The organism is Myxococcota bacterium, from assembly GCA_041389495.1.
Classification (GTDB): domain Bacteria; phylum Myxococcota_A; class UBA9160; order UBA9160; family UBA4427; genus JAWKRT01.
In genome coordinates, this window is record JAWKRT010000001.1 from 648,863 (window position 1) to 661,264 (window position 12,402).

Sequence of the window (12,402 nt, forward strand, 5' to 3'; positions counted from 1 at the left end):
CGGTGTCCTGTGCTTCGGGCGTTCGGTTCGTTGGGTTCGTCGGGCTCGACCGGTGCCGGGCGCGCCGCGCGTCAGGCCGCGGAGTCGAGGCGGCCGACGAGCCGGTCGCTCCACGCGTGCGTCCCGCCGAGTGCGGCGGCGAGCCAGCGCGCGCGCCGGTAGAACAGGTGGCAGTCGTACTCCCACGTGTATCCGACGCCGCCGTGCATCTGGATCTGCTCGACCGTCGCGAGGTCGAGCGCGCGCGTCGCCTGGATGCGCGCGGAGCACGCGGCGAGCGCGAGCTCCGCGTCGTCGTTCGCGAGCGCCCACGCGGCCCAGTAGCAGTTGCTGCGCGCGAGCTCGAGCTCGCACCACAGGTCGGCGAGGCGGTGCTTGATCGCCTGGAACGACGCGATCGGGCGCCCGAACGCATAGCGACCGAGCGTGAACGCGCGCGTGTTCTCGAATGCGGCGCTCGCGGCGCCGAGCTGCTCGAACGCCATCAGCGCGGCGGCGCGGTCGAGCACCCGGGCGGCGAGCGCCTCGCCTTCGCCCTCGGCGCCGAGCAGCTCCGCGGGCGCGCCGTCGAGCACGAGCTTCGCGAGCGGGCGCGCGGGGTCGATCGACGCGAGCGGCTCGCGCGCGACGCCCGGGCCCGCGAGGTCGACGATCGCGAGCGAGAGGCCCTTGCCCGAGCGCGCGGCGACGATGGCGAAGTCCGCCGCGGCGCCGTCGGGCACGGGCTGCTTCACGCCGCGCACCGCGCCGCCCTCGAGCGTCGCGGCGACCGATTCGACGTCGTTCTGTCCCGCGTCCTCGGTGAACGCGTACGTGCCGATCGCGTCGCCGGCCGCGATGCGCGTCAGGTACTTCGCCTTCTGCGCCTCGCTGCCCGCGAGCCGGATCGCCTCCGCCGCGACGTAGACGGTCGGGCCGAAGGGAATGGGAGCGAGCGCGCGCCCGAGCTCCTCGGCGATCAGCGCGAGCTCGAGCGGGCCGAAGCCCGCGCCGCCGTACTCCTCGGGGATCGCGGTGCCGAGCCACCCGAGCTCGGCCGCGCCGTTCCACAGCTCCTTCGCATAGGGCTCGCCGCCCTCGAGCACGCGGCGGCACACGGACAGCGGCGCGTTCGCCTCGAGGTAGTCGCGCGCGGTCTGCTGGAGGAGCTTCTGGTCCTCCGAGAAGTCGAAGTTCATGGCTGCGGATCTCCGTCGACGGGGGCGGTTCCCGGGGCACGCATTGGTGCACGGGACCGCCGCGCCTGTCAACGAAGCGGATCGATGCGGGGCGCGGGTCGCGCGGGCCGTCGCGCGCGCGGCTCCCGCCTACTTGCCCGCGACGAGATAGGTGACGAAGGCCGGGTCGTCGGCCGCGCGCTTCGCGGGGCGGTAGATCCCGTTTCCCTCGCCCGTCTTCGCGTCCGTGCCCTCCCAGAACACGGTCACGTTCCCGAAGCCGACCTCGCGCAGCAGGTCGCGCAGCTCGGGGATCGTCCACAGTCGCCAGTCGTACCGGAACGCGCGCTCGAGCCGGCTGCGGTCGGAGAACTCGAAGTGGATGTAGTTCACGACGCGGTGGTGGATCGGGTCGAAGACGTCCTGGTCCCAGACGTAGTCGAAGCCTTCTTCCTCGCGCGTCTCCGTCATGGTGCGCTGCGCGTCGGCGCCGCCGTAGAGGTCGAGGAACAGCAGGCCGCCCGGTCGCAGGCGAGCGAGCGACTTCGCGAAGTAGCGGCCGAGCACCTCGCGCTCGTGGAAGCAGAAGTACGAGAAGTTGAAGGCGCAGACGATGTCGACGGGCTCGAGCGCGTCGTCGTCGAGGACGTCGCCCTGCACGAGCTGGAGGCGCTCCGCCTGTCCGGGCCGGAGCGAAGCGACGTTGTGGGCGCGGCCCCAGTCGAGCGGCTCGGGGTCGATGTCGACGCCGATCGCGCGGTTGTCCGCGTGCGCGCGGACCCACGCGCACGAGAGCGCGGCGGCTGCGCAGAAGTCCTCGCGCAGCAGGCGCGCGGGACGGCCGACCTGCTTCGTGAACACGCGCTGGAGGAAGCGCGCATCCTCCGGCGGGTCCTGCACGGCCTGCTGGTAGAGCGCGTACTTGTCGGCCGTGCGCGCGCGCGGCGTCCGCGCCCTGCGCTTGCCAAGCGCGCCGCGCTTCGCCGCATCGCGCGCCTTCGCGCCCGCGTGCTTCGCGCGCGCGCGGTTCGCGCGCGCGCTCTTCGATCCCGCCTTCGAGCCCTTGCCCGGGCTCGCGCCCGTCGTCGACCTCGCCACGCTCGCGCCCCCCCGACGTCGCCGGCGGGTCGCGCGCGCGAGGCTCGCGCCGCGAGGGCCGCCGGCGCGTGGGCTGCGGCCTCGCCCGCACCGCGCCTTCACGGTCCCGGCACGCACGGGCTTCCATCGAGCTCGACGAACGCGACGCTCGCGCGCGCGATCGCGGGCGCCGCGCAGCGCACGACGCCGCGCCGATCGGGCGAGCCGGCCGCGGCGACGACCGGGTGCCGCACGGCGCGCTCGCGCACGCTTCCGCGCCCGCCGAGAGGCGCCGTCGGAACGAGCAGCTCGGCCGCGATCGCGTCCGAGGGCGGCGCCGCCTCGACGCCGTCGCCCGCCTCGCCCCACGTCGCGAGCGCGATCAGGGCGAGCAGCATCGCGCCGATCCACGCGATGGCGATCGCCGTGAACAGCACGCGCTCGTGCAGGGCCTCGTTCGGTTCCGGTCGTGTCTCGTTCCGAGCCATGGCGGCTCCTCCCGTGAGCCGCCTCCCGTCACCGGTCGCCAGAGGTCTCGTGAAAGCGAAAGCCCCTCCGGCCGGTGGCGGGAGGGGCTTTCGCTCTTGCTGCGTCTGCCGGTGACTGGGTGCTAGGTCCTCATCTCCGGCGCATCCCCTCGGCGCCCATGTCCGTGTGCGCGTCGACCATCCAGCGAAGCGCGCGCTTCGTCGCGGCCGCGCCGACCGGCGTGAACGCGCGCTGCCCGATCGCGCGGATCGGGCTGCTGGCGGCGACGGCCGCGCTCGCGTGGGTCGGACAGGCGGACATGGGAACTCCTCGAATGCGGGCGGCAGGGTATCGGCCGAGGCCGCGCGCGTCGATACCCCGAAGTGGGCGTTCGGTGAAGAATCTCCGACGCGACGCTAGGCGATGCGGAGCCGGGTGAGCGCGATGCGGCCGCCGAAGCACACGTCGATGTCGTGGTGCGCGCGGCGCGGCCGCGCGTGGTAGTCGGCGCGCCACGCGACCCCCCGGCTCGTGCGCTCGAAGCCGACCGGGCTCGGGCTCGTGTCCACCGGGCACTCGACGATCTCGCCGGCGCGGATCGCCGCCGCGGTGCCCTCGGGGCCGGTGGGGTCGGGGAGGTTCGCGTTCCAGTACTCGCCCGGGGCCGCGCCGAGCTCGAGGGCGCGGCGCAGCACGGGCGCCGCGGCGCGCTCCGTGCGCCGCCAATCGATGGCGCCGTAGCGCCGCACGTACTGCGAGATGGCGAGCGAGGGCCGGCCGTGGATCGCCGCCTCGCGCGCCGCGGCGACGGTTCCCGAGACGTACACGTCGACGCCGACGTTCGCGCCGGCGTTGATGCCCGCGACCACCCAGTCTGCGTCGGGACAGATGGCGTGGAGTGCGACGCGCGTGCAGTCGGCCGGCGTGCCGGCGACCGCGTACCACCCTCCGCCGCGCTCCTCGACCGCGAGCTCGGCCTCGGTCACGCGGTGCGACACGCCGCTGTGCGCGTCGACGGGCGCGACGACGACCACCTCGCCGAGCGCGGCGCAGGCGCGCGCGAGCGCGGCGAGTCCGGGCTCGTCGATTCCGTCGTCGTTGGTGAGCACGATGCGGCGACGCGCCATGCGCGGGCTCCGGCGGGCGCGCGACCGTCGCGGCGCGCGAACGGCGCGCAGCATAGTCGGCGCACTGCGGGCGGGCTGCGGCGCGGCTGCGAGCGGTGGCCCGGCGGCGGTCGATCGCGCGCGTCGCGGGGCGCGCATCGCGGCATTCCCCCCTATGGATGGCGCGCGATGCGGCCGATGGAGACCCCGCCTCGCCCGCGGCGACCGCGCGCACCGCGCGGCGTCGACGCGGCGGGGCGACCTCCCGGGAGCCCACCCTGTCGATCCCCGCCCCCCACCCGTCCGCTCCGCTGCGCGAGCGCATCGCGCAGGCCGTCGATCGCGCGTGCGCGCCGTTCGCGATCCGCGCGCGCGTCGTGGCCGTGGGCATCGCGCCGCTCGGCGCGACTCCCGTCGAGGAGCTCTGTGGGAGGGGCGAGTGCGTCGCCGGCGTGCTCACGCCGCGCGCGGGCTCGCCCGGGTGCTCGGCGCTCTTCGCGATGGAGCCCGAGGATGCCTTCGCGCTGCTGTGCGTCGCGCCGGTCGACGCTTCGGCTCCGCTCGAGGCGTACGTCGCGCTCGGCGCGGCGTTCGGCCGCGCGGTGGCGGAGGCGCTCGGGGCCTCGCCGCCCGACGCGCCGTGCCTCGCGACGCTCGAGGAGGACGCGGCGATCGCCATCCTCCTGCGCACCCACGCCCCGTCGGACACGCCGCTCGCCTCGGTCGAGCTCGCCCTCGCCGTGGCCGACCGCGTGGAGCAGCTCGGCGAGTGGCGCGCGCACCTCCACTGCCTCGTCGACGCGAAGCTCGCCGTCCCGGGCCCGCGCTGAAGCGCGGCTGCGAGCCGACCCGCAGCCGGTGCGCAGGCGCGCGCCGCATCCACGCGCGTGCGCGCGCGACCCGCGGCGCCCCACTCGCTCACGCGGCCCGCGCACACCCGCGCCGCCGCGAGGGCGGTCCGCGGAACCGGGCTACGCTGCGGAGCGTCGCAGCCACCGCCGATCGGGTCCGCCTCGCGTCGGCGGCTGTCCGCACCGAATCCCGAGTCCCCACCCGCGCTGGTCCTCGCTGACGGAGTCCGCCGATGTCGCCCCGCCGAGAAGTCCGACCGTCTCCCGTCTCCGTGCTCCCGTTTTCTCGCCCGCCGACCGGTTCGCCGTCCCCGTACTCCGTGCGATCGCTCGCGCTGCTCGCGGTCGTCGCGATCGCGACGTCGCTCGCGGCGGCGGCCGCGTCCGCGGAGCCGGCGACGCCGCCCGCGCCCTCGGCGGAGCGCTATACGGGCTTCGACGGCACGCCGTGCGAGAAGGACTACAACGAGCACTGCGCGAAGAACACCGGCGTGCGCGGCGCGTTCGAGTGCGTGCGCGTGTTCGCGAAGCGCGGCGTCGGGAGCGAGGAGTGCCTCGCCTACACGGAGCAGGTCCGGAAGGAGAAGCTCGAGCGGGCGATCGCCGCGCAGAAGCGCTGGCAGGACGCCTGCAAGGACGACGTCGCGCGCCTGTGCGCGGAGTACGCGAGCGAGCCGCCGAAGACGGTGAAGGGCTGCCTCAACCGCAAGCGCGGCGAGCTCGGCGAGGCCTGCAACGCCGAGCTGCCGCTGCGCGGGAGCTACCAGGGCCCGGGCGATGCGCGCTGGAAGGACGGCTCCGAGCCCGAAGACTGGGATCTGCAGCAGGCGATGAAGAACCGCCCGCGCAAGACCTCGCGCATGCTCGAGGAGCAGCGCGCGGAGGAAGACCGCGCGAAGAAGCGCGCCGAGATCATGGCGGAGCACGCGCGGCACCGCGCCGGGCAGGCCGAGGCCGCGGGCGCGGCCGAGGCGCCCGCCGAAGCCGGCGCTCCCGCGACGCCGTGACCGCGCGCCCGTGAGCGGCGTGCGGCGCATCTTCGTCGTGCGGCACGGCGAGACCGCCTTCAACGCCGCGCGCGTCCTGCAGACGCCCGAGGTGCCGCTGTCGGAGCGCGGCCGCGCGCAGGCGCGTCGCGTCGCCGAGCGGCTGCGCGCGCACCCGATCGCGCGCGTCGTCGCGAGCGATCTCGCGCGCGCCGTCGAGACGGCCGAGGCGATCCGCGCGGCGACGGGCGCACCGCTCTCGCTCGACCCGCTCCTGCGCGAGCGCGACTTCGGCGAACTGCGCGGGACGGCCTACGCCGATCTCGCGGTCGACCCGTTCGCACCCGGCTTCGTCCCGCCCGGCGGCGAGGGCGTCGACGTCTTCCACGCGCGCGCCGACGCCGCCTGGGAGGCCGTCGCGCGCGGCGCGGAGGGCGCGTCGGGCGACGTCGTCGTCGTGACGCACGGGCTCGTGTGCCGGGCCTGGGTCGAGCGCGTGCTCGGCGTCGCGGGCGACGCGCTCGCGCGCCACGCCTTCGCGAACACGTGCGTGACGGAGGTGGCGATCGAGCGGCCGTGGCGCGCGCTGCGGATCGCCTGTGCCGCGCACCTCGAGGATGCGGCCGGCGCGCCCGGCGCCGCCGGGCCGGCGCTCAGCGCGAGCCGCCCCGGCGGAAGAGCATGAAGCTCACGTTGTCGACGCAGTCGCTGCCCGTCGCGTCGTGGTCGGCGGGAACGAACTCCTCGAGCTCCGAGTGGTAGTAGAGCGTCTCGAGGCCCGATAGCTCGGCGAGTGCCACGAGCGTCGGCTGCGCCCACACCGTCCAGCCCGCGTAGTCGAAGAGCGTCCGGGTTCCGGTCGCGTCGCTCGCTTCGAGGCGGAACCCCGTGCGGTTCGTGAAGGGGTTCGGGGCGCGCCCGGGCAGGTCGACGAGCTTCACCTCGAGCCCGGCCGCCTCCATCTCCGGGCGCGTCAGGTCCTCCTCGGCCGCGAGATCCGTCACGAGCGTCATCGGTGGCGTCTCGAGGACGATCGCGTCCGCGTAGAGCGTGCCGAGCTCGAGGAGCCCGACGAGCTGGCGGACGTCGAAGAGCTGGTGGCTCTGCTTGCCGATGAACGCGAACGACGGCCCGCTGCTCGTCGCCTTGACCTGCTTCCAGACCTCCTCGTCGAGCGCGTTCGCGACGAAGTAGTGGCGCTCGGTCTCGGGCAGCCACCGGCGCGCGAGCACGCGCGAGGCGGCGGCCGGGTCGAGGTCGATCATCAGGTAGCGGAACTCGGGGAAGCGGAAGTGGCCCTGGTACGCGAACTCCGCGGTTCCGGCCATCGGCTCGACGACCGTGCGCACGTCCGCGAGCGCCTCGGTCCGCAGGAACTCCTCGACGCCGAAGTCGTGGCTGCCGAGCACGGCGCCGTAGACGGCGTAGGGGTCGAGCGCGTCGAGCCCGCCGTCGACGTACGGGCCCAAATAGTCGTAGCTCTCGACGAACGGCGAGTCGTAGCACTTGCGATGGCCGTGCTCGCCGAAGTCGTGGAAGCCGTGCGCCGCGATGCATCGCCAGCGCTCGAGGAAGCGCGCGCGCTTCGCCGTCGAGAGCGGCGCGCAGCGGAAGCCGCGCCGCGTCGCGCGATGGAGGCGGCCGAGCAGGGCGGGCCAGTGCGCGAGCGGTCGCGCCTCGAGGTGCGCGTCGCCCTGGAGGTGGATCCAGTCGGGCCGCGGCAGGCCCGCTTCGATGCGGTCGAGCAGCGCGTCGAGTGCGGCCTGCGAGCGCACGATCCGGATGGCGTCGCGACCGTTCGCGACGGCGGCGTTCGAGCTCAACGCGTTCCCCCCGAAGAGACGTTGCGGACTCGCGCGTGCAACGCCGCGCGTTGGATAGCACGCGTCGCGTGCATCGGCCGCGCCGATCGCGCGCGAACGATGCGCGCGATCCGCGCGATGTGCGAGGCATCGCGGCAGCGGATGTCGAGGGAAGCGTTCGTCGAGCGCTACGCGCGGTCGTCGTAGCCGAGGTTCGAGCGCAGCCAACGCTCGGCTTCGCCGGTCGCGAGGCCGCTGCGGCGCGCGTAGTCCTCCACCTGGTCTCGGCCGAGTCGGCCGACGGTGAAGTAGCGCGCCTCGGGGTGCGCGAAGTACAGCCCGCTCACGCTCGCGGCCGGCGTCATCGCGCACGTCTCGGTCAGCTCCATGCCGAGCGCGCCCGCATCGAGCAGCTCGAAGAGCCGGCGCTTCGGCGCGTGGTCGGGGCACGCCGGATAGCCGAATGCGGGCCGGATGCCGCGGTACTCCTCCGCGATCCGCTGCTCGTTCGTGAGCGACTCCGCCTCGCCGTAGCGCCAGTCGCGGCGCGCCTGCTCGTGCATCTTCTCGGCGAGTGCCTCGGCGAGCCGGTCGGCGAGCGCCTTCACCATGATGGCGCGGTAGTCGTCGTGGTCGGCCTCGTAGCGCGCGACGAGCGCGTCGGCGCCGAGGCCCGCCGTGACGGCGAAGGCTCCGATCCAGTCCGCCGCTCCCGACCCGACCGGCGCGACGAAGTCGGCGAGCGAGCGGTTGGGCTTGCCGCTCGGCTGCGGAGCCTGCTGGCGGAGCATCGGGAAGCGGAGCCGCTCGGTCGTCCGCGACTCGTCGGTCCACAGCACGATGTCGTCGCCGTCCGAGTTCGCCGGCCAGAAGCCCGTGACCGCGTTCGCGACGAGCGCCTTCTCGCGCACGATCTCGTCGAGCAGCTCGGTGCCGTGCGCGTAGAGCTCGCGCGCGGCGGCGCCGTACTTCTCGTGGTCGAGCACCTTGGGGAAGCGTCCGGGGAGCTCCCAGGCGGAGAAGAAGAAGGTCCAGTCGATGTAGTCGCGCAGCGCGGCGAGATCGATCTCGCGCCACTCGCGGCGGCCGAGGTAGGCGGGCCGCGGCGAGGTCGCGTCGTCGAACGCGAGCTTCGCCGCGTTTCGGCGCGCCTCGGCGAGCGACAGGAGCCGCTTCTCGCTCTTGCCGGCGTGGGCGGCGCGCAGCTTCGCCTGCTCGTCGCGGTTGCGCTCGTCGAGCGCGACGCGACGGCGCGCGTCGAGCAGGTCCGACACGACGCCGACCGCGCGCGACGCGTCGAGCACGTGCACGACGGGCTCGTCGTACTCGGGTGCGATCCGGACGGCGGTGTGCTGGCGGCTCGTCGTCGCGCCGCCGATCAGCAGCGGGACGTCGAAGCCGCGTCGCTTCATCTCGCGCGCCACGTGCACCATCTCGTCGAGCGACGGCGTGATGAGCCCGGAGAGGCCGATCGCGTGTGCGCGCTCGTCGACGGCCGTCTGCAGGATCTTCTCGGCCGGCACCATCACGCCGAGGTCGATCACCTCGTAGTTGTTGCAGCCGAGCACGACGCCGACGATGTTCTTGCCGATGTCGTGGACGTCGCCCTTGACGGTCGCCATGACGATCCGGCCCGCGGTCTGGCCCGCCTCCTTCTCGGCCTCCATGTACGGCTCGAGGTAGGCGACGGCCTTCTTCATCGCGCGCGCGCTCTTCACGACCTGCGGCAGGAACATCTTCCCGGCGCCGAACAGGTCGCCGACGACCTTCATGCCGTCCATCAGCGGCCCCTCGATCACGTCGAGCGGCCGGGCGAGCTGCTGGCGCGCCTCCTCGGCGTCCTGCTCGATGAAGTCGACGATGCCGTGGACGAGCGCGTGCGAGAGGCGCGCGGCGACGTCGGCTTCGCGCCACGACAGGTCGATCTCCCGCTTCTTCCCGGCGCCCTTCACCGTCTCGGCGAGCTCGACCATGCGCTCGGTCGCGTCGGGGCGGCGGTCGAAGAGCAGGTCCTCGACGTGCTCGAGCAGCTCCTTGGGGATGTCCTCGTACAGACCGAGCTGGCCGGCGTTGACGATGCCCATGTCCATGCCGGCGCGCGTCGCGTGGTACAGGAAGGCCGAGTGGATCGCCTCGCGCACGAGGTCGTTGCCGCGGAACGCGAACGACAGGTTCGAGACGCCGCCCGAGACGTGCACGCCCGGGCAGCGCGCCTTGATCTCGCGCGTCGCCTCGATGAACGCCTTCGCGTAGCCCGCGTGCTCCTCGATGCCGGTGCCGATCGCGAGGATGTTGGGGTCGAAGACGATGTCCTCGGGCGGGAACCCGGCGCGCTCGGTGAGGAGCCGGTAGGCGCGCTCGCAGATCTCGATCTTGCGCTCCGTCGTGTCGGCCTGGCCGACCTCGTCGAAGGCCATCACGACGACGCCCGCGCCGTAGCGCCGGACTGCGCGCGCCTTGTCGAGGAAGTCCTCCTCGCCCTCCTTCAGCGAGATCGAGTTCACGATCCCCTTGCCCTGGACGCACTGGAGGCCGGCCTCGAGCACCTCCCACTTCGAGGAGTCGACGACGATCGGGATGCGCGCGATCTCGGGCTCGGACGCGATCAGGTTGAGGTACGTGCGCATGTACGCGACCGAGTCGAGCAGGCCCTCGTCCATGTTGACGTCGAGCAGGTTGGCGCCGCCGCGCACCTGGTCGAGCGCCACCTCGAGCGCGGCGTCGAGGTCGCCCGCCTTCACGAGCTTCCGGAAGCGCGCGGAGCCGGTGACGTTGGTGCGCTCGCCGATCATCTGGAAGTTCGAGTCGGGGCGGATCGTGAGCGTCTCGAGGCCCGAGAAGCGCGTGAGGTGGTCGGGCTCCGGCGGGACGCGCGGCGCGATGCCCTCGACCGCGCGCGCGATCTCCGCGATGTGCTCCGGCGTCGTCCCGCAGCAGCCGCCGACCATGTTGACGAGGCCGCTGCGCGCGAACTCCCCGACGAGCTCGCCCGTCCGGCGCGGCGCCTCGTCGTACTCGCCGAACGCGTTCGGAAGCCCGGCGTTCGGGTAGCTCGTGACGAGGCACGTCGCGATCTCGGCGAGCTCGGCGACGTGCGGCCGCATCTCCGTCGCGCCGAGCGAGCAGTTGACGCCCACCGAGAGCGGGCGCGCGTGCGCGACCGAGCGGTAGAACGCGTCGACGGTCTGGCCCGAGAGCGTGCGGCCGCTCGCGTCGGTGATCGCGACCGAGATCATGATCGGCAGGCGCACGCCGCGCGCCTCGCTCACCTCGTCGATCGCGACCAGCGCGGCCTTCGCGTTGAGCGTGTCGAAGATGGTCTCGACGAGGAGCACGTCCACGCCGCCGTCGAGCAGCCCGTGCACCTGCTCGGCGTAGGCGTCGCGGAGCTCGGCGAACGTGAGCGTGCGGAAGGCGGGGTCGTTGACGTCCGGCGAGAGCGAGAGCGTCTTCGGCGTCGGCCCGATCGCGCCGGCGACGAAGCGCGGCTTGTCGGGCGTGCGCGCCGTCCAGCGCTCCGCCGCCTCGCGCGCGACGCGCGCGGACGCCACGTTGAGCTCGCGCACGAGCGCCTGCGTTCCATAGTCCGCCTGCGCGATCGCGTTCGCGCCGAAGGTGTTGGTCTCGAGGATGTCCGCGCCGGCGGCGAGGAAGCGCTCGTGGATCTCGCCGATCACGTCGGGGCGGGTGAGCGAGAGCAGCTCGTTGTTGCCCTTCAGGTCGCTCGCGTGGTCGCGGAGGCGGTCGCCGCGGAAGTCGGCCTCGCCGAGGCCGAAGCCCTGGATCATCGTGCCCATCGCCCCGTCGAGCACGAGGATCCGCTCGCGGAGCAGGTCGGGCAGGGCCGGGCGGGAAGGCGCTTGGGGCATGGCGGTCTCCGGAAGAGGGCGGCAACGTAGCCGAGCATCACCTTATCTCAATATCCAGATATAGAGATGGGGCCCAGGCCCGGGCCCCGATCGGCCGGCCGTCGGGGCTCCCGGAGTGGCGAGCCGCCCCGACCGGCCGCTCTTCGTGCCTCGAAATGGCTCGTAACGCCCCGGGCGCGAGGCTAAGCTCGGCCGGCCCCCACCCCCGAGCGGCCTTCCGGCGTCGCGCCCCCGCGCGCCGCCGCCCGTCCACCGAGCCTCGAGCCATCGAGAAGTTGGGGTCGATGACCGGCGCAGCGGCACCCGAGAGCGCGGCACGCGAGGCCCACGTCGAGCTCCGCGACGTCCGGGTCTCGTTCGGCTCCCGCGCCGTCATCCAGGGCCTCTCCTGCAGCTTTCCGCGCGGCCGCGTCTCCGTGCTCATGGGCGGGAGCGGCACCGGGAAGAGCACGCTCCTGCGCGTCGTGGCGGGGCTGCTCACGCCTCAGTCGGGCTCGGTGCGCGTCGCCGGCGACGAGATCGTCGGCCTGCGCGAGCGCGAGCTCGCTTCGGTCCGCACGCGCCTCGGCATGTTGTTCCAGAACGGGGCGCTCCTCGACTCGCTCAGCGTCTTCGACAACGTCGCGCTGCCGCTGCGCGAGCGCACGCGACGGAGCGAGGCCGAGATCCGCGACCTCGTGCACGAGCACCTCACCGCGGTCGGTCTCGACGAGGTGGACGACCTGCTGCCGCGCGAGCTCTCGGGCGGGATGCTGAAGCGCGCCGCGCTCGCGCGCGCGATCGTGCTCGACCCCGAGATCCTGCTCTGCGACGAGCCGTTCTCGGGCCTCGACCCGGTGAACGTGCTGCGCATCGAGGCGCTGCTCACGCGGCTCTCCGACGATCTCGGCCTGACCGTGATCATGACGTCGCACCACGTGCCGTCGTCGCGCCGCATGGCGGACCAGATCACGGTGCTCTTCCCCGACTCGGCCGTCACCGGGTCGCCGCGCGAGCTCGCCGCCTCGAGCGACGAGCGCGTCGCGCCCTTCCTCGGCGTGCGCGGCGAGGCCGGCGGCGAGGGGCCGCTCGTGGAGCTCGGCTGAC

General features: G+C 73.8%; 11 protein-coding genes. 4 read left to right on the forward strand and 7 right to left on the reverse strand.

Annotated elements, in window-relative coordinates:
- Positions 1 to 71: 71 nt before the first annotated feature.
- The 5 genes from R3E88_02865 to surE form a co-directional block, all read right to left on the reverse strand.
- Positions 72 to 1,178: an acyl-CoA dehydrogenase family protein gene (locus R3E88_02865; protein MEZ4215394.1), complete on the reverse strand. Its 1,107-nt coding sequence runs from the start codon at positions 1,176 to 1,178 to the stop codon at positions 72 to 74.
- 129 nt (positions 1,179 to 1,307) lie between these two features.
- Entirely contained in the window at positions 1,308 to 2,255 is a 948-nt protein-coding gene (locus tag R3E88_02870) for a class I SAM-dependent methyltransferase (GenBank protein ID MEZ4215395.1), read from the reverse strand.
- Positions 2,256 to 2,353: 98 nt separating this feature from the next.
- Positions 2,354 to 2,722 (reverse strand): hypothetical protein, encoded by a 369-nt coding sequence (locus tag R3E88_02875; protein MEZ4215396.1) that lies wholly within the window; start codon positions 2,720 to 2,722, stop codon positions 2,354 to 2,356.
- A 130-nt stretch (positions 2,723 to 2,852) separates the two neighbouring features.
- Positions 2,853 to 3,023 (reverse strand): hypothetical protein, encoded by a 171-nt coding sequence (locus tag R3E88_02880; protein ID MEZ4215397.1) that lies wholly within the window; start codon positions 3,021 to 3,023, stop codon positions 2,853 to 2,855.
- A 95-nt stretch (positions 3,024 to 3,118) separates the two neighbouring features.
- The gene (surE, locus tag R3E88_02885) at positions 3,119 to 3,829 is read right to left on the reverse strand and encodes a 5'/3'-nucleotidase SurE (GenBank protein ID MEZ4215398.1); all 711 of its coding nucleotides are present in this window, start codon (positions 3,827 to 3,829) and stop codon (positions 3,119 to 3,121) included.
- Positions 3,830 to 3,987: 158 nt separating this feature from the next.
- On the opposite strand from surE, the gene R3E88_02890 reads away from it, so the two are divergent.
- The 3 genes from R3E88_02890 to R3E88_02900 all read left to right on the forward strand — a co-directional run bounded on the left by R3E88_02890 (position 3,988) and on the right by R3E88_02900 (position 6,330).
- Entirely contained in the window at positions 3,988 to 4,638 is a 651-nt protein-coding gene (locus tag R3E88_02890) for a hypothetical protein (protein ID MEZ4215399.1), read from the forward strand.
- Between the two features lie 341 nt (positions 4,639 to 4,979).
- The gene (locus R3E88_02895; protein ID MEZ4215400.1) at positions 4,980 to 5,666 is read left to right on the forward strand and encodes a hypothetical protein; all 687 of its coding nucleotides are present in this window, start codon (positions 4,980 to 4,982) and stop codon (positions 5,664 to 5,666) included.
- 10 nt (positions 5,667 to 5,676) lie between these two features.
- Complete coding sequence (locus R3E88_02900; GenBank protein ID MEZ4215401.1) at positions 5,677 to 6,330, forward strand: histidine phosphatase family protein; 654 nt, start codon at positions 5,677 to 5,679, stop codon at positions 6,328 to 6,330.
- Here R3E88_02900 and R3E88_02905 read toward each other — a convergent pair.
- Both R3E88_02905 and metH read right to left on the reverse strand, forming a co-directional pair.
- Positions 6,299 to 7,468, reverse strand: coding sequence for a hypothetical protein (locus R3E88_02905; protein MEZ4215402.1), 1,170 nt, complete (start codon positions 7,466 to 7,468; stop codon positions 6,299 to 6,301). The two genes, R3E88_02900 and R3E88_02905, sit on opposite strands and share 32 nt — an antisense overlap.
- 167 nt (positions 7,469 to 7,635) lie before the next feature.
- Positions 7,636 to 11,316, reverse strand: coding sequence for a methionine synthase (gene metH, locus R3E88_02910; GenBank protein MEZ4215403.1), 3,681 nt, complete (start codon positions 11,314 to 11,316; stop codon positions 7,636 to 7,638).
- 284 nt (positions 11,317 to 11,600) lie between these two features.
- Here metH and R3E88_02915 point away from each other — a divergent pair, with 284 nt between their 5' ends.
- Positions 11,601 to 12,401 carry an ATP-binding cassette domain-containing protein gene (locus tag R3E88_02915; protein ID MEZ4215404.1) on the forward strand — a complete coding sequence of 267 codons (801 nt, stop codon included), beginning with the start codon at positions 11,601 to 11,603 and terminating at the stop codon, positions 12,399 to 12,401.
- Position 12,402: the final 1 nt, after the last annotated feature.